We start from the raw sequence: 16,391 nt of genomic DNA on the forward strand, positions 1-16,391 counted from the left end.
GTTCTGTTGTTTCTCTGCTCCCGGCCATCTCATGTCGCGCACGGGGTCGGTAATGTTCTCCCATGACCTCCGCGCGCCCCTCCATCCGTGAGCTCCTCGCCACGGGCGAGAAGTCCTTCTCTTTCGAGTTTCTCCCACCGAAGACGGAGCAGGGAGCGATCAACCTGTGGCGGAGCATCCGTGAGCTGGAGGCGCTCCGGCCCACGTTCGTCTCGGTGACCTACGGGGCCGGAGGGTCGACCCGCGACACCACGGTGGAGATCGTGGAGCGGGTCGTGACCGACACCACGCTCACCCCTGTGGCGCATTTCACAGCGGTGGACCACTCGGTCGCCGAGATCCGCCAGCTGATCGGCCGGTTCGCCTCTGTGGGCGTGACCAACCTCCTGGCTCTGAGGGGAGACCCGCCCGGCAACCCCATGGGCGAGTGGGTCCGCCATCCCGAAGGCCTGGAGTACGCCGAGGAACTGGTGCGGATGATCAGGGCCTGCGGCGACTTCTGCGTGGGTGTCGCGGCCTTCCCCTACAAGCACCCGCGTTCCCCTGACATCGAGACCGACACCCGTCGCTTCGTGGAGAAGTGCAGGGCCGGTGCCGACTACGCGATCACCCAGATGTTCTTCAAGGCCGAGGACTACTTCCGGCTGAGGGACCGGGTGGCGGCGCAGGGCTGTGACATCCCGATCCTGCCGGGGATCATGCCCGTGACCAAGCTCAGCACGATCGAACGCTCCGAGCAGCTCTCCGGTGCGCCCTTCCCGCCCGAGTTGGCCGAGCGGTTCCACGCCGTGGCGGACGACCCGGAGGCGCTGCGACAGCTGGGAATCGAGCACTGCGCGGAACTCTGCCAGGAGTTGCTGGACGCCGACGCACCCGGCATCCACTTCATCACGATGAACCGTTCGACCGCGACGCGTGAGGTCTTCGGCCTGCTGGGCGCGAAGGCCGCGTCAGCCGCCGGTTTCTAGGGCCACCACCACCGGAGCCGGAGGCCGCTGAACGAAGGACTTGGGGAGGCTCTTCACTGCGGCTTGGAGCTTTCGGTGAGCGGAACTCTGACGAGGGGGAGCGGAGCGCCCATCACCGCGTAGGGCGGGCCGCCGCCGGGGAACTCGAAAGAACTGAGCAGATCGGCGAATCCGACGGACCGGTAGAGCCGGTGAGCCGGGGTCTCCGGCCTCCGGTCCAGCGTGGAGAGCACGACCGTGCTCTCGGGGCGGCCCTCGCACAGGGTGTCCAGAAGCCTCCGGCCCAGTCCCATGCCCTGGTAGTCGGGGTGGACGTGAAGTTCGGCCACTTCGTAGGAATCGCCGAGCCAATGCTCGGCGTAATCACGGCCGTTTCTGGCGTACAGCTCGGATGTGACGACGTCGTGCCACCACTGCCCGGCCGAGCCGTGGAACCCGTAGATGAAGCCGACGACCGTACTGCCCAGGGCACGGCGGCGCTCCACGACGAAGGCCCGGAAACCGGGATGGTTCGCGTGCCGCTGCATGATCGCCTGACGTCCGGGGAGCTGGCTCCTCGGCGGGTTCATCGCGGCGATGTACACCTCGATCAGGGCGGTGAGCATGCGCCGGAAGGTCTTGACATCGATCTCACGAAGAGCGGGCTCTCTCACCCACCCCAGACTAAGCCCGGACGCTCGCCTGCGGTCAACCGGTTGGCAAGCTTCGTTCGGTAGCGGTGAGTTTTTCGTATATGCCCCAGAGGATCGCGTCAGATGCTTTCCGTATGTCCTTCTGCCCCTTGAGCAAGCCGTCATTCCATGTACGAGCCTCTGGGCCAAGCCAAGCGTCTGTCGCGTTGAAGGTTCGCACCGCAGGATTGAACGCATCCCGCATCTGATCGATGCTTTCGTAGGCAGCGCTGTAGCGCTGGAACAGCTCGCGGTAGGCCGGGTTGGGAACGCTCCCCGGTGGTGCCGTGGCCGGGGTGTAAGGCGGGGGAACGCTCCCCGGGGGCGGGGGAGCGGCAGGCATGCCCATGGTCAGCTCACTTTCGCCGCGGTGGTGAGTTTCGCGGGGCCGGCGACCGTCACGACGTCGTCCAGGCGGGGCGCCAGCGGGGTGGACTGGAGCACCTGGAGCACCTCGGCGCGGTTGCCGAGCTTGTCGGCCTCGCCCAGGAGCGCCGCCACCCACTGGGAGTCCATGTGGAACTGGTTGTTCGCCGTGGCGATGGACTGGGTGATCGCGTCCAGTCTCGCCTTGTCGCCCTCGGCGGCGTCGATCAGTTTGGCGACGCCCTCCGGCCCGAGCCGCTCGTAGTAGGCGGCCGTGTACTCCGGGTCCTTCGCGTGCGCGGTGAGGTTCTTCCAGACCCCGGTCGTGACCGGGGTGCCGCCCTGGAACGCGGTGCTGGTGGCGTACGCGTCGGTGACGGCGACCTTCACCGCCTCGCCGGTACTGGCGAAGCCGCCCAGATCGGAGCCGCTGCCGGGAGGAACGGCCGGTTCCGCCGGAACGTCGTTCTCGACAGGTTTGATGACGGGCTGGTCCTCCTGCCCCGCCCCGCCGTCGCCGCTGCCCACGGGCGTCGCCTGCGGGGGCCTGTCGTCGTTCTCCCCGGCGGGGGCGGCGGGCGCGGGATTGACGGTGTTCCCCGGCGTCTGCCCGTTGGCCTCGGTGAAGGCGTTGGTGTCGTTCTCGTCCGGGGCGGTAGGCCTGGTGTCGCGCCCCAGTTCGGGGGACGGCGGAGCGTTGACGTCCGGTTCCTCCCGTTGCGCCAGTGCGAGGCTCCGCCGCCGCGTCAGCATGCCGAGCTGGTCGGTGACCCACTGCTGGACGGCCCGCGCCTGCTGGTACCCGGCGGCCGACACCCCCGCCGGCGCCGGATTGGCGCGCAGCCACTGCTCGATGTCCCCGGCGGCCCGCTGGAGCTGCTGGACGACCTGCCCCAGCGCGGCCGGATCGATCCCGCGAAAGTTCGGGTCGCGGCTGGCCGGACCTGACCGCATGCTCATCGGCACTCCCCGTTCCCGGATACCTCTCGTGATTTTTGTGTATCACAGGTCTTCCGGATACGTCTGCCATGTGCAGACGGAGAGTGAGATTTCCAGAAAAAGGAAAAGGCCGGAAGCGCCGCGCCGGTTCACCCGGCGGAACGCCCCGGCCCTCTCGGACTCAGGAAAGCGCCTGCTCGATGGACTGCTCGTCCCGCGCCACGTACGCCCGCCCGTCGTCGGTGATGACGATCGGCCGCTGGATGAGCGAAGGATGCGTGGCCAGCGTCTCCACCCACAACTTCCGGTCCCGTTCGGCGTCCCGCAGCTTCAGCTCCTTGGCGAGCGGGTCGTCGATCCGCGTGATGTCCCAGGGCTCGAGCCCCAGTTTGCCGAGCACATTCTCGATCTCCGCCGCGGTCGGCGTGTCCTCCAGATACCGCCGCTCCCGGACCTCCCGTCCCGCGTGGGCGAGTGCCTCCCGCGCCGCCCGACTTTTGGAACATTTCGGGTTGTGCCAGATCTCCATACTTCGACTCTAACTCTGCCCCCTCCCGTCCACGGCGGGCACGGGTGGACCCGGGCCTTCGCCCACCGCCCGGAACGGCCGCGCCGGAATCCGGCTCAGGCGATCTTGAGGTGCCGGCCGTCTATCTCGATGGCGATGTCCAAGGCGCCGCCCAGCGCTTCGGCGTAGGACGCCAGGGTCGACACCCGGACCACGTCCAGAGTCCCTGTTTCGATGGCCGACACCCGCCGCTGGCTCACGCCCATGCGTTCGGCCACTTCGCGCTGCGTCAATCCGAGGCGCTTGCGGATTTCACCCAGCCGCAGTCCGACCAGCCGCCGGGCCGCCCGCCGTTCGATCTCCTCGATCTCGCCGGGCTCGTCGAAGATCTCCGCAAGCGCGGAGTCGTCCGGCTTCATCTCGCCTCCTGCTGCTCCTGCTCCTGCTCCTGTAGCCATGCGCGGTACCGCTCGGCCGCGATGGCCACCAGTTCTGTAGAGAACTTCTCACTGCTGACACCGCGCTTGTCACCGCAGGCCGGCAACTCGCTTCAAGAGGAACGCTGCCGGAACGGCGGCCGTCAGACGCCGGGCGGTGGGCGAGCCGGCCCGGACGGTCGTCCACGGGCAGGCGGGCGGTAGGAAATCAGAGTGCGGTCCGCGAGCGGGCATGGTGCGATGAACCACTATGAACGAAGTGGAACACCCCGGCGGCGACGCGGACCTGCTGGCCGGAATGGAACGCAACCTCGCCGAGCACGCCTGCCACCTGCACCGCAAGAGGGAGGGCGCGACCGTCACGGAGACGGAGGACCTCCTGATCGCCGACAGCGGGCTGGACGACGACACCTTCAACATCGTCGCGGCGGCGCGTCTCACCGCGGAGACCGCACCGGCCCGGATCGCGGAGACCATCCGGACCCTGGCCGCCACCCGGCGGCCTTTCTCCTGGTGGGTGGGGCCCGCCTCCACACCGGCGGATCTCGCCGCGCTCCTGGAGGACGCCGGTCTCCAGGCGTCCGAGACCGAGCAAGGCATGTCGATGCACCTGTCCGCGCCCCCGGAGGTACCGCGCATCGAGGGCCTGGAAATCCGCCCCGTCACGACCCTCCGACAACTCGCCGACTACGCGACCGTCCTGGCCGCGCTCTGGGACCCGCCCGCCGCCACCGTGCGCCGCTTCTTCGCCGACGCCGCCGAGCGGGCCCTGGCCCCCGACTGCGCCGCCCGCTACCTGGTCGGCCACGTCGACGGCCGCCCGGTCTGCTCCGCCGAGGTCTTCCTCCACGGCGGAGTCGCCGGGATCTACAACATCGCGACCATGGCGGCCGACCGCCGTCGCGGGTACGGCGGCGCCATGACCCTGGCGGCCATGCGCACCGCGTACGACGAGGGCCACCGCACCCTGGTCCTGCAGGCCTCCCCGGACGGCGAACCCGTCTACCGCCGCCTCGGTTTCCGGACCTGCGGCGTGTTCACGGAGTACGCCATCCGACGGTGAGACCGCCGCCCGCGCCTTCCCCGCCCTTGCGGCACGCCTCCTCGAAGCGGTGGCCCAGCCCCGTCGGACAGGGGCAGGGGAGCACGGATCGCCCACCGGCTCCGACGCACCTCTGCCGCTTCGGCCCCGAGGGAGTCTCCGGTCGTGGGCTTGACCGTACTTCCTTGAGTCTGACGATCAGATCGGCTCATGCGGCGGCATGCCCTGAGGCTTGCCGCCGACTGTACACAAGTGTAATGTATTGTGCATGAGTGAAACCTTGTCGATCACGGAGGCCCGCGGCAGGCTCGGCCAGCTCGCCCGGCAGGCCTCCGCGCGCCGCGACCGGATCTTCCTGACCGAGCACGGCGAGCGCGTCGCCGCGATCGTGGCGGTGAGCGAGCTGGAGGACCTGGAGGACGCGCTCGCTCTGGCCCAGCACGAGTTGCGTGTGGCCACCGGAGCCGAGCAGTACGTCAGTCATGAGGAAGCCCTGCGTCTGGCGGGGTTCACCGAGTGATCTACGCGATCATCTGGACGCTCTCCGCCGCGCGGACCTTGCGGGACTTCCGCGAGCGGGATCCGGAGGGGGCGGGCGAGCTGCGGGCGGCGATCGAGACGCTGGCCGCCGATCCCCGCCCTGACGACTCCTCCCCCTACGGGCCCGCCTATCGGCGGTTGCGCGTGGGCCGGTATCGCGTCATGTACCGGATCGAGGAGAAGGAGATCAGCGTCATCGTGCTCAACCTCGCACGCTCCACGCCCTGACCGAAGCCGGCGTCGCCGGCAGGGAGAACGACGCCGGCGACTCGAGCAGCGGCGCAGCGACCTCCGCTTCGGGCCCGGGGGCGACTTCTTTATGATCATCCTTTTCGTGGGGTCTCGAACGCCGCCGTGCCGAGACCGTTGACGTCCTCGTACGCCATCGGACGGTGAGACCGCCGCCCGCGCCTTCCCCGCCCTCGCGGCACGCCTCCTCGAAGCGGTCGGCCGGAGGGCCGGTTCGCGAGGGATCGCGGCCTGGAGGTCAGGCCGTTGCGCGGGTACGGCTGCCCGCAGGACGAGCGGCTTGCGGTGGTCGAGTGCGTATCGCGGCGGGCGGGGCGGCCCGGACTCCGGGTTCGGTCATGCCAGCAGGGTGCGGAGTCGTTCGCGCATGTCCTTGACCTCCGGTACGTCGCGCCACGGGGTCGAGAGGGTCATGATCTCGGTGAGGTAGCCGTCCAGGCGGGCCGAGGAGACCAGCGGGGCGACGCGGGTCAGGGTGGTCGCGAGTTCGGCGGCGAGCAGTGGTTCGGACGCCTGGAAGGCGGCCTGCACCTGGCGGGCGAGGAGATTGGCTCCGAGCCAGGGGGACGCGGGAAGGACGATCTTCACGGCCTCGTGAAGCGTGGCCTGCGCTGCCTTTGCATCACCTTGCTCGTAGAGGGCGACGCCCACGTTCCCGGTCAGGTTCGCACGGTCGAAGTCGGATAGATCGGTTCCGATTTCCCGTGCCCTGCCGAGGGACATGGCGGAATGCCGCTTCTCTCCGAGCAGTCCGAGAGCCCGGCCGAGAGACATGGAGGCGCGTGCTTCGCAGGCCGGAGAGATGCCGGGGACCGTCAGGGCCTGCCGGGCGTACCACTCCCCGCGTCGGCCGTCGCCCTGGTAGGAGTGGAACATCGCGAGCTCGTTGAGCGCGCTGACCTGCTTGTCGCGGTCCTGGCCCGCCCGGGCGAACGCCACGGCGAGCTTTCCGGCCTCCTGGGCCTGGGGGAGGCGGCGGGCGTCGTACTGGATGAGTGAGACCTTCCGGGCCAGTTCGGACGCCGCGCTGCAAAGCCGGGTGTCCTTGCCGGCCGCGACGGCGTGCTGCAGGCGGCGGAGATGCCGGGCCGCGTCCTGGAACCCGGTACGGCCGCCTGATCCGTAGAGGGATTTGTGGGCCCTGCCGGCGAGCAGTTCCACATAGTCCGGGTCGCGGTAGGGGTTGCCGTCGGCGCTGGGGATGAGGGTCACGGTCGCCACATTGGTGAGGAACGCGCGTCGTTTCATTTCGGCCTCATCGATTTTGCGTCGTATGACCACCTCGTAGCCTACCCGCGCGAGCAGTCGGGAAAGTCGGTTGAATCCGATATCTTGTTTCCCTCCCGCCACTGTGGACACCCACGCCTGTGTATGCCCCCAGGATTCGCCCAGCTGGGCCTGCGTCCATCCGCGCTCCCGCATGATCGCCTTGGTGGCTTCGGGCAGTTCTCGAAATTCCACGGGGGTCAGGCTAAGTGATGGTCGGATGTCTGTCGGCATCGTGTATAGGGCATTCATATATCGGCCCGCCCGCCGTTGGTTTTCGCCTTCTAGGTCGCTCTTTTCGTGTAATTCGTCGAGATCGATGGGATTATTGGCCGATGGTTGAGGGACGTCGCCTACCACGAAGACGCCTCAAGGACGACGGTCTGCCCGTGGACGACCGAGGTCAGACGGGCGGCATCAGATCGCTGTCGCTGACGGTGTACGTCAGCGGGGGGTAGACGAAGTCCGTTTCGCTGTTCTCGCGGCGCCGTAGCCGGTAGAACTCGTGCCTCTGCTCATCGTCGGCGGACGTGAGGCGCGCGCCCTGCGGGAGGTACGCATGTCCGTCGCGAAACCGAATGAGGGTCTTCGACGTTCGAAAGGTCACGCCCAGCCATGGGTTGTCCGGCGTCTGGACGGTCCTGTCCAGCACGATCCTGTGTCTGAGCCGCCGATTCGACGCGACGGAGAACGCGACGACACCGTTGTGGGCGAGGGGGATCTCGAAGCTCTCGCCGTCGGACCCCTTCGATTCGAAGATCAGCTTTCTCGTCGGGCCCGCTCCGGGGTCCCGGTAGCAGGAGAAGACGGCGATGAACGACCCGTCGGCCAGGTCGAGGGCCTGGTCGGAATGGCCGCCCATGGTTTTGTAGGCGCTCGTGTAGCTCTCGATGAGCGCGTTGTCGAAGCCGACCGGAAGCGCCGCACGTTCCTGGATCCGCTGCGCCAGCCGTTCGTGCACCGCCCGGAAACGCTGCGCCGGGTCGCCGTATCGAGTGGTGGTGCGTACGAGAGGCACACCGCCCGTCTCGTCGACCTTGGTGAGCACGGCGCCGCGCCGGCCTTTTCCCACGTCTTCCCAGCGAACCGACGCGGACAGCTCAGCGAAGAGGTCCTCCTCGGTCGGCAGCGCGAACGAGAGGATCCCGTCCGAGAACCTAGTCCCGGGGGGCAACGTAGTCTCCCGTGTTCATGCTGAAGACGAACTCCTCGCCGTAATCGATGAAGGACGAGGTCCTGTTCTCCTCGGCGTACAGCCTGCGCAGCTCGTCCATGCCCGCCGGTGTCGGCGGCTCCAGCTTCACCAAGTCCTCGTGCACTTTGAGGAACGTGTGGCCGTTCTTGTGGACGGCTTCGGCGTTCGAACAGCGCACCACGTATCCCAGACGGATCGGGAGCGACTCGGCGTCCAGCGTCGAGGGCCGGATTTCGTGCGTGTACAGGCGGTTGGTGGACAGCGGCATGAAGAACACGGAGCCGGGATAGAGGGTCAGGGTGAACTGCGGGGGGAGCGCGGCCCCGTCGCGTTCCCCGGCCGGTTCCTTGAGGCGGAAGTGGAGTCTGGTCAGCCCGCTGGCACTCTTCACGCCGTGGTCGAAGGCGTCTTCGGCCAGGGGCTGCAGTTTGTCGAGCCGGTCATAGAAGGTGCAGAAGGCCATGATGCCGTTGACGGGCATGTCCTTGGTCTTGTCGGCATGGGCCGAGATCTTGGCCTTGGACTGCTTGCGCCCGGCCGTGGCAGGGGTGTTGTGGTAGATCTGGGCGAGGACGTGGTTGAGCGGCGCCTGGTTCCGGAAGACGGTGGCGGCCTCGCGGTTCAGCGCCTCGACGATGCGCGTGTCGGTCGGGCGGAAACTCTCGGTCGGCCCCGAGAGATTCGTGGAGCACCGGAGCAGGCGGAAATGCAGTTCGTCGCCGTTCCGTGTGACGGGCGTCAGATAGATTCCGCTGCGATGGGCTGTTCCAGGCTTGGTGGACTCTGTCAGGGACTGGAAAGTGTGCTCCGCGCGGATCTGCCTGAACTGATCGGTGCCGAGGCCGAAAAAGCGGCGGTAGTACACGCCGACACCGTGTACGCGGATGGGAACCCGGCCGAGGTCGACAAGGGGCCAAGGTACGTCGCCGTCCTCGTGGTAACCGTGAGACAACTCCCGGACGACGAACACCCGGGCCGCCGCGTGCAGTCGGAGGCCGCTGATCCCGGATACGTCGCCGCACAGGTAGACGGTCTTCTGCGCGAGGTCGGGCGCACCGGAAGCAAGGTCCTCCGGTGTGATCACGGATCCGAAGAAGTCCCTGATCAAGTCATCGCCCTGCAACGCCGAAGGCGCGACCAGGATGTGGTCGGCATCCTCGATACGGGCTTCCGCCGACTCCGCCGCGTCCATCGAGCCGTACCTGCCATTCGCACGCCGGGGCACGAACCCGCAGAGCTGATCAGACGGCCTGCCGGTTCGTTCGACCCGTTCCATGAACTTCCGGACGGTAGGGGATGGAAGGTTAGCATCCGCGCCCGTCGCGCGCCGGTCGGCGCGTACCGGCGAACGCAGGTCTCCTGGCCCTTGCTCCGAGGACGATAGCCTCGCGGCATGCGAGGCAGCGTCATCGTTGTGTCCGGGCCGCCGGGAGCGGGCAAGTCCACCACCGCCCGCGCGCTGGCCGGCATGTTCGGCAAGGCCGTGCACCTGCACACCGACGACTTCTGGCACTACATCGTGACCGGGGCGATCCAGCCTTACCTGCCTGAGTCCGACGAGCAGAACCAGACCGTGGTCCGCGCGATCGTGAATGCGGCCTACACGTACGCCGAAGGCGGATACACGGTGGTGGTCGACGGGATCGTGGGGCCGTGGATGCTCGGCCACTACAGGAAGGGCCTCCAGGAGCACCCCGGTTCGCCGCTTCACTACCTGGTGCTTCGGCCCGGCCGTCAGGAGACCCTGAGCCGTGCGCAGGCGCGCACCGGTCCGGACGCGCTGGTCGACGAGGAGCCGATCCTGCTGCTCTGGGACCAGTTCGCGAACCTGGACGACCTGGAGGGCCATGTGATCGACACCAGCCGCCACTCACCCGCTGACACGCTTCAGGCCGTGGCGGACGCAGTGGCGAGCGGAGACTTCCTGTTGTAGGCCGGGCGAGCCTCAGGACGTCCCCCTTCCTGGACGAAGGCCGTTTCGACGCCTCTCGGAGCGGAGTCCGTCGGTTCCCGTGCGCTGGGCCGCACGGCTCGAGAGGGCATCCTCACCGTGCGACCCGGCGACCGCGTGTCAGGAGACCGGAACCGGGTTCGCATAACCCGCCGATCTTCGGGTCCCGGTAGCGGGCGAGTTCCCAGGGGTCGTGGGCGCTGAAGAGCGAGACCTGGTCGCCGTGCCGGCGGACGAGCTCGCGCAGCCGGGCCTGGGTGCCGAGCCTGAGGTCGTGGTGGGTCTCCGAGCCGGTCTGCACGAGGTCCAGGAGCGGGTGAGGGTGCGGGTCGTCGTCGAGTTCCCGGTGGTAGTAGTAGGCGTCGCCGCAGTGCAGGAGCCAGCGGTCGCCGTCGTGCACGGCGACTCCGGTGTGGCCGGCGGTGTGGCCTCCGAGCGGGACGAGGCGGAACTGCGGGCCGAGCCCCTCGGGCTGCAGGGAGGTGAAACCGAACCAGTCCTCGCCGGAGCCGGTGGTGTAGGCCGCCCAGTCCGGGCCGTGCGCCCAGTGCGCCGGGCGGTAGCGGAAGCTGGGCGCCTGGCCGGTGGCCGCCTCCAATTCGGCGGCCAGGACGTGGACGCGGGCGGTGGGGAAGTCGGGCAGGCCGCCGCAGTGGTCGACGTCGAGGTGGGTCACGATGACGTGGCGCACGTCGCCGGGGGAGTAGCCCAGCTCGGCGATCTGGCGTACGGCGGTCTCCCGCTCGTCCAGCACGGGCTGGGCCATCTGGACCCAGTCGGCGCCGAGGGTGGCGTCGGGGTCGCGCACGTCGGCCAGGCCGAGGCCGGTTTCGATGAGGACAAGCCCCGCGGAGTCGGTCTCGACCAGCAGGCAGTGGTTGACGGCGTGCGCGGGAGCAGGGCCCTGGTAGGTGGCTTCGATCTGCCGGACGGACCCGCAGTTGAGGTGGTGGATCTGCATGGCGGCTAGCCTGTTACTTGAACCGCGGTTCAAGTCAAGGAGGAGTGGTGGGCGAGAAGCTGCTGGACATCTCCGAGGTGGCCGAGCGGTCCGGACTGGCCGCGTCGGCGCTGCGGTTCTACGAGAGGCGTGGCCTGATCTCCCCGGCTGGACGCAACGGGCTGCGCCGGACCTACCGGCCCGACGTCCTCGACCGCCTCGCGCTCATCTCCTGCGCCCGGGGCGCGGGGTTCACCATCGCCGAGATCTCCGGATTCCTGCGGGCGACCCCCGGCGACGTGGAACTGCGCGCCCGGATGGCGGACAAGGCCAGGGGACTGGAGGAGGACATCGCCCGGCTCGTTCGCATGCGTGACAGCCTCCACCACGCTTCGACCTGCACACACGAACCCCTCGTGGAGTGCCCCGACTTCAAACGCACCATCCAGGAGCCCAGGTAGCGGCGACCACCTCGAAGGGCGCTCGTCCGGCACGGCCCGCCGCACCGCGCTGTGCTCTTGAGACGGCCCTCATCCTTCGTACCGGCCGGTCCCAGGGCCGATACGCGAGCCATGTCCAGGGTTCCGTAACCGCGGTTCGACCGGTCGCCGGGCCGCTGGAGATCGCCGCTTCTCACGGTCGTGCGCCGGCCGGGAAGCCCGTCCAGCGCAGCTCGGGCGGTAGGTGGCCCATGTCGTTGTAGAGCAGGAGCGTCGGTGGCACGCCGTCGCGGTACTCGATGGTCGTCAACGCCGCGTTCCCGCAGTCCAGGCCGAGCCACCGCTCCGGCGGCGCGTCGAGGGCGTGCCGGACCAGCCACGCCACCTGACAGGCGTGGGTGACCAGGATTTCGTGGGTCTCGGTTGCGGCGGGGCACGCGAACCTGCCGGTCAGGGCATCGGCGTGCCCTCGTGTCTCCGTGTCGTGCCCGTCGAAGGATCCCGCCCGCGCGGGCGGCGGGTACGGCACGTGTTCCACCAGTTCGGCCGCCTCTCGCACGGCCACGTCCGGAAAGCACGCGCCCACGATCTGTGCCGACTCCACGGCTCGGGGGAGGGGCGAATGCCACACCGCGTCGATCGGCAGAGCGGCCAACCGCCGCCCGATCAGCTCCGACTGCCTCCTGCCGACGTTGGTCAGCGCGCCGAACGGGTCCGCCGCTCCGTGCCTGACCAGATGCACATGCCGGGTGGCCATCACCTGCCTCCTTCCTGTGATTCCACGACGGCCGGCTTCAGTCTCCGCGAACGCGCTTACGCCGTGGGGCCTGCGGGTCCGGTGGTCGTGCCGGTCACGGATTCGGACCAGGAGAGGAAGCGCTGGAGGTGGGTGCCGGCGGGGGAGAGGAGGACTCGGGGGGTGCCTGCGGCGACGTCACCGCTGGTTCCGTCGATGGTGAGGACGGTGTCGGGGGTGAGAAGACGGTCGGCGATCGTCGCTGAGCCGTTCGCGGCGTCGAAGGCCAGGCCGCCGACGCCGACGACCGCGGGTTTGCCCATGGAGCGGGCGACGACGGCGGCGTGGCTGGCCGGACCGCCACGTGCGGTGACGATCCCGGTGGCGACGGCGAGGCCGCGCATGTCGTCGGGGGAGGTCTCCGGGCGCACCAGGATGACCGGAACACCTGCCGCTGCCATGCGTGCTGCCTCGTCCGAGCTGGTCACGACCCGCCCGGACGCGACGCCGGGGCACGCGCCGATCCCTCTGGCGAGGATTTCGGCCTCCGCCGAGTCCAGGCGCGGCGTGCGGGCGTGCTGGAGATGCCGCGGCGACACCCTCAGCAGTGCCTCACGTCGTTCGATGACCCCTTCGTCGACGAGTTCGACGGCCAGGCGGACGGCCGCCGCTCCGCCGAACCGGCCCGGCCGGACCTGGAGGAACCACAGTTCCCCGGCTTCGTAGGTGAACTCGACGTAGCAGGCATCGCGGTAGTGCCGTTCGATCCGGCGCAGCGCGTCGCACAGTTCCGCCCACACGGCGGGTTCCCGTTCGGCGAGTTCGTGCAGCGGCCGGGTCGTCGCTCCGCCGGAGACGACGTCCGTTCCCTGGCGTTCGAACAGGACCTCGCCGAACGGCACGTTCTCCCCGGTGTTGGGATCGCGGCTGAACGCGACGCCGCTGCCGCTGCGCGCGTCCTTGTTCCCGAACACCATCGCCTGCACGATCACAGCCGTGCCGAGGTCCTCCGGGATGTCGTTCAACACGCGGTACGTCCGTGCGCGCGGCGCGTTCCACGACGCGAACACCGCCTCGACGGCGCGTTCGAGCGGGCGGAGGCGCGAATCCGCGGCGGCAGAGCGTTCGCCGGGCGCGGCCTCGGGAGCCTCAGGGGCTTCGGGGGTGAGGCCGAGGTTGAGGATCGTGGTGAGCATGCCGGGCATCGACACGGGCGCGCCGGAGCGGACCGAGACCGCCAAAGGCCTTTCCCGTGCGCCGAAGACACGGCCGGTGCGGTGTTCGAGGTCGGTGACGGCCGTCGCGAACTCGTCGCGGAGGTCTTCGGGGAGCCGTCCCTCCCGCAGGAAGACGTGGCACGCCTGCGCGGTGACGACGAAGCCGTCCGGCACCCGCAGCCCGAGGCGGTGCAGAAGGACGAGGCCGAGCGCCTTGCCGCCCAGGTCCTCGGCGGTCTCCTCGACGCGCGAGGAGATCACGCGGATCCACCTCATCGGCTCTTCCCGAGGGTGAGGAGAAGGTCTTCGTGCCACTCGGCCCATACCGTGTGATACGACGTGGTGCTGTCGGTCACGTACTCCAGCGCGCCCGAGGCGGCGCGGTCGAGTGCTTCGGCGAGCCTGACGCGGTAGCGGGCGAAGCGGGGCAGGACCGCGGACAGTTCGGCGCAGACGGCCGCGGCGCGCCGGTCGAGGTCGGCGAACCGGTCGAGGACGCGCGCGTCGTAGGCCGTGTCGCCGTGGTCGTTGGCGGTCATGACGCCGTCGACGGCGCGGAGCTGCCAGGCCGTGCAGAGGTCGAGGAGCTCCGGATTGAGCACGAGGAACCTGTCGAAGGCCGCCTCCACGGACGCGCGGGCCCCGGCCGCCGTGAGCTCGTCGGCGATCAGCCGGGCGTGTTCGGCGCGCCCGGCGTCGGTGAGCCGCCAGCAGGGCGGGTCGTCGGACACCCGGGCGGTGAGCCCGTCCACCGTGTGGTCGATGAGGACGAAGTCAAGCCGGGTCGCGTCCAGGCCGGTCACCGCGCGGAGGCGCGCGAGCCCGCACGCGCCCGCGCAGCGCAACGCGTGCAGGACCAGCAGGCGTGGGTCCGTCTGACGGGTCGGTGTTCGGTTCATGTGCGGTTTCCTTCGGGGCTCGGTGGGACGAAGCTTCTGGGCGCCGCCTGTTCGGAGACGCTGAGGACCGTCGCGATCGTGCGCGTTCTGGACGAAGTGCGCCGACGTCGTCCAGTGCGCGGGCGGTCTCGGACGGGTTCCCCGCGACGACATGGGAGATCAGCTGATCGAGGGACGGCCGGGCCGGGTGCCGTCATTCCTGACGCCCGTAGGCGCGGACCGCCAGCGGGCAGAAGACGGCGAACAGCAGGCCCGACCACAGAAGGGCGAGGCCGGTGCTCCCGCCGTCGGGCGTCCCGTTGAGCAGCGCGCGGCAGGCGTCCATGACATGGGTGACGGGGTTGACGTCGGCCCAGGCCCTCAGCCATCCGGGCAGGGTGTCGGTCGGCGCGGCGAGGCTGCTGCCGAGTTGCAGCGGCAGGAAGGCGAGGAAGCCGAACGCCAGCACGGCCTCGGCGCTCTTGACGAGCACGCCGAGGTAGACGGTGACCCAGCTGAGGCAGAACCCGAACAGGACGGCGAGCCCGGCCGCCCCCACCGCGGCGAGTGCTCCTCCCTGCGGGCGGAAGCCGAGAAGCACTCCGAGAACGAACAGGACGGCCACGGCTATCGCGTACCGGAGGATGTCGGCCAGCACGGAGCCCAGCAGCGGCGCCGTCCGGCTGATCGGCAGGCTGCGGAACCTGTCGGTGACGCCGTTCTTCAGGTCGAGGTTGATCGCAGCCCCGGTGGAGATCATCCCGGCGAGTCCCGCGCCCATGACGAGGATTCCGGGGAAGAGGTACCGGAGGTACTCGGCGGTGGAGCCCGCGACGGGACGGCCGAACAGGTACAGGAACAGGACCATGAACAGCGCGGGAGTGATGACGCCGTTCACGATCGGGCCCGGGTTGCGGGCGGACTTGGCGAGGCTGCGCCGGGCGAGGATGCCGCTGTGCCGGAGGACGGCGAACCGCCGGGGACGGGCCGCGCGGGGGAGGGTCGTGGTCATGCCGCCTCCTCGGCGTCACGGGTGGGGGCTCCGGTCAGGGAGAGGAAGACCTCGTCGAGGCTGGGAAGGCGGAACGCGAACTCGCCGACGGCGACGCCGTGCTCCCGGAGGAGGGCGGCGATCTCGAAGAACGCGGTGTCCCCGGTGACGGGCGCGACGAGCTCGTGGCGGCGGGTCCGGTCGGGCTCGCGTCCCGTGACCCGGGCGAGGATCGCCGCCGCGCGGTCGAGGTCGCCGGTGTCGGCGGGGCGCAGGACGACCGTGTGGCCGCCGACCCGGTGCTTGAGGTCGGCGGGCGTGCCGGAGGCGATCACCCGTCCGTGGTCGAGGACGGCGATCTCGTCGGCGAGGGCGTCGGCCTCCTCGAGGTACTGCGTGGTGAGCAGGACCGTGACGCCGTCCCGGGTGAGCTTGCGGATGGTCTGCCAGAGCTCGTCGCGTCTGGCGGGGTCGAGGCCGACCGACGGCTCGTCGAGGAAGATCACCTCGGGTTCGCCGACGAGGGCGGCGGCGAGGTCGAGGCGGCGGCGCATCCCGCCCGAGTAGGTGGCGGCGGGCCGGTCCGCCGCCTCCTCCAGCCCGAACCGGGACAGCAGTTCGCCGGCCCGCCGGGCGGCGCCGTGGCGGCCGAGGTCGAGCAGCCCGCCGATCATGACGAGGTTGGACCGGCCGGAGAGCTCGTCGTCCACGCTCGTGTGCTGCCCGGACAGGGCGATGCGCCTGCGCACCTCGGCCCGGTCGCGCCGGACGTCGAGCCCGGCGACGCGCGCCGTGCCCGCGTCGGGGCGCAGGAGGGTGGCCAGGACGCGGACGAGGGTGGTCTTGCCCGCGCCGTTCGGGCCGAGCAGCCCGAGGACCCGCCCGCGGGCGACGGACAGGCTCACCCCGTCCAGCGCCGCCGTCCGGCCGAAGCTCCTGCTCAGCGCGTCGACCTCCAGTCCGTGGTCGGTCATGTTCAACTCCGATGTTCACTGTTTTCAGATGACGCCAACATCTGGATGTTGTTTGTATCATGGCACGGGCGGAGCGGAAGGAG

The 16,391-nt window shown here is 69.6% G+C and carries 19 protein-coding genes; 6 read left to right on the forward strand and 13 right to left on the reverse strand.

Translation table 11 applies throughout. From position 1 onward, the window contains the following. Nucleotides 1–62 precede the first annotated feature (62 nt). On the forward strand, nt 63–968 hold the full coding sequence (gene metF / locus C2865_RS11920) for a methylenetetrahydrofolate reductase [NAD(P)H] (protein WP_106398397.1): 906 nt from the start codon (nt 63–65) through the stop codon (nt 966–968). A 53-nt stretch (nt 969–1,021) separates the two neighbouring features. On the opposite strand, the gene C2865_RS11925 is transcribed toward metF, so the two are convergent. From C2865_RS11925 to C2865_RS11945, 4 genes are all read right to left on the reverse strand, one after another. Continuing rightward, complete coding sequence (locus C2865_RS11925) at nt 1,022–1,621, reverse strand: GNAT family N-acetyltransferase (RefSeq protein ID WP_232835535.1); 600 nt, start codon at nt 1,619–1,621, stop codon at nt 1,022–1,024. A 369-nt stretch (nt 1,622–1,990) separates the two neighbouring features. Then, the gene (locus C2865_RS11935; protein WP_106398399.1) at nt 1,991–2,965 is read right to left on the reverse strand and encodes a hypothetical protein; all 975 of its coding nucleotides are present in this window, start codon (nt 2,963–2,965) and stop codon (nt 1,991–1,993) included. Nucleotides 2,966–3,125: 160 nt separating this feature from the next. Then, nucleotides 3,126–3,473: an ArsC/Spx/MgsR family protein gene (locus C2865_RS11940; RefSeq protein WP_106398400.1), complete on the reverse strand. Its 348-nt coding sequence runs from the start codon at nt 3,471–3,473 to the stop codon at nt 3,126–3,128. A gap of 95 nt (nt 3,474–3,568) precedes the next feature. Next, nucleotides 3,569–3,871: a helix-turn-helix domain-containing protein gene (locus C2865_RS11945; RefSeq protein ID WP_106398401.1), complete on the reverse strand. Its 303-nt coding sequence runs from the start codon at nt 3,869–3,871 to the stop codon at nt 3,569–3,571. Between the two features lie 268 nt (nt 3,872–4,139). On the opposite strand from C2865_RS11945, the gene C2865_RS11950 reads away from it, so the two are divergent. From C2865_RS11950 to C2865_RS11960, 3 genes are all read left to right on the forward strand, one after another. Then, nucleotides 4,140–4,952, forward strand: coding sequence for a GNAT family N-acetyltransferase (locus tag C2865_RS11950; RefSeq protein ID WP_198653203.1), 813 nt, complete (start codon nt 4,140–4,142; stop codon nt 4,950–4,952). 247 nt (nt 4,953–5,199) lie between these two features. After that, nucleotides 5,200–5,451 (forward strand): type II toxin-antitoxin system prevent-host-death family antitoxin, encoded by a 252-nt coding sequence (locus C2865_RS11955; protein WP_106398402.1) that lies wholly within the window; start codon nt 5,200–5,202, stop codon nt 5,449–5,451. Further along, nucleotides 5,448–5,699, forward strand: a complete 252-nt coding sequence (locus tag C2865_RS11960; protein WP_106398403.1) for a type II toxin-antitoxin system RelE family toxin — start codon at nt 5,448–5,450, stop codon at nt 5,697–5,699. Before C2865_RS11955 ends, C2865_RS11960 begins: the two co-directional genes overlap by 4 nt. A 357-nt stretch (nt 5,700–6,056) precedes the next feature. On the opposite strand, the gene C2865_RS11965 is transcribed toward C2865_RS11960, so the two are convergent. The 3 genes from C2865_RS11965 to C2865_RS11975 all read right to left on the reverse strand — a co-directional run bounded on the left by C2865_RS11965 (nt 6,057) and on the right by C2865_RS11975 (nt 9,457). Continuing rightward, nucleotides 6,057–6,968, reverse strand: coding sequence for an NsdA family TPR-like regulatory protein (locus tag C2865_RS11965; RefSeq protein ID WP_106398404.1), 912 nt, complete (start codon nt 6,966–6,968; stop codon nt 6,057–6,059). Between the two features lie 421 nt (nt 6,969–7,389). After that, the gene (locus C2865_RS11970) at nt 7,390–8,160 is read right to left on the reverse strand and encodes an alpha-ketoglutarate-dependent dioxygenase AlkB (protein WP_106398405.1); all 771 of its coding nucleotides are present in this window, start codon (nt 8,158–8,160) and stop codon (nt 7,390–7,392) included. Then, entirely contained in the window at nt 8,144–9,457 is a 1,314-nt protein-coding gene (locus C2865_RS11975) for a hypothetical protein (RefSeq protein ID WP_232835536.1), read from the reverse strand. The genes C2865_RS11970 and C2865_RS11975 overlap by 17 nt, the downstream gene beginning before the upstream one ends. Nucleotides 9,458–9,574: 117 nt before the next feature. Here C2865_RS11975 and C2865_RS11980 point away from each other — a divergent pair, with 117 nt between their 5' ends. Continuing rightward, a complete protein-coding gene (locus C2865_RS11980) occupies nt 9,575–10,114 on the forward strand; it encodes an AAA family ATPase (RefSeq protein WP_106398407.1) in 540 nt (179 codons plus the stop codon). Nucleotides 10,115–10,226: 112 nt separating this feature from the next. Here C2865_RS11980 and C2865_RS11985 read toward each other — a convergent pair whose 3' ends face one another. After that, nucleotides 10,227–11,093: an MBL fold metallo-hydrolase gene (locus C2865_RS11985; RefSeq protein WP_106398408.1), complete on the reverse strand. Its 867-nt coding sequence runs from the start codon at nt 11,091–11,093 to the stop codon at nt 10,227–10,229. 47 nt (nt 11,094–11,140) lie between these two features. On the opposite strand from C2865_RS11985, the gene C2865_RS11990 reads away from it, so the two are divergent. Beyond that, complete coding sequence (locus C2865_RS11990; RefSeq protein WP_198653205.1) at nt 11,141–11,533, forward strand: MerR family transcriptional regulator; 393 nt, start codon at nt 11,141–11,143, stop codon at nt 11,531–11,533. Nucleotides 11,534–11,705: 172 nt separating this feature from the next. On the opposite strand, the gene C2865_RS11995 is transcribed toward C2865_RS11990, so the two are convergent. The 5 genes from C2865_RS11995 to C2865_RS12015 all read right to left on the reverse strand — a co-directional run bounded on the left by C2865_RS11995 (nt 11,706) and on the right by C2865_RS12015 (nt 16,308). Then, nucleotides 11,706–12,269 carry a histidine phosphatase family protein gene (locus C2865_RS11995; RefSeq protein ID WP_106398409.1) on the reverse strand — a complete coding sequence of 188 codons (564 nt, stop codon included), beginning with the start codon at nt 12,267–12,269 and terminating at the stop codon, nt 11,706–11,708. A gap of 56 nt (nt 12,270–12,325) precedes the next feature. Continuing rightward, the gene (locus tag C2865_RS12000) at nt 12,326–13,726 is read right to left on the reverse strand and encodes a PEP/pyruvate-binding domain-containing protein (RefSeq protein ID WP_232835537.1); all 1,401 of its coding nucleotides are present in this window, start codon (nt 13,724–13,726) and stop codon (nt 12,326–12,328) included. Between the two features lie 11 nt (nt 13,727–13,737). After that, nucleotides 13,738–14,364, reverse strand: coding sequence for a transcriptional regulator (locus tag C2865_RS12005; protein WP_106398411.1), 627 nt, complete (start codon nt 14,362–14,364; stop codon nt 13,738–13,740). Nucleotides 14,365–14,557: 193 nt separating this feature from the next. Then, nucleotides 14,558–15,355 carry an ABC transporter permease gene (locus C2865_RS12010; RefSeq protein WP_106398412.1) on the reverse strand — a complete coding sequence of 266 codons (798 nt, stop codon included), beginning with the start codon at nt 15,353–15,355 and terminating at the stop codon, nt 14,558–14,560. Continuing rightward, nucleotides 15,352–16,308, reverse strand: a complete 957-nt coding sequence (locus C2865_RS12015; protein ID WP_106398413.1) for an ATP-binding cassette domain-containing protein — start codon at nt 16,306–16,308, stop codon at nt 15,352–15,354. The genes C2865_RS12010 and C2865_RS12015 overlap by 4 nt, the downstream gene beginning before the upstream one ends. Between the last annotated feature and the right edge of the window lie 83 nt (nt 16,309–16,391).

The sequence above is a fragment of the Actinocorallia populi genome, assembly GCF_002995495.1.
Taxonomy (GTDB): Bacteria; Actinomycetota; Actinomycetes; order Streptosporangiales; family Streptosporangiaceae; genus Actinocorallia; species Actinocorallia populi.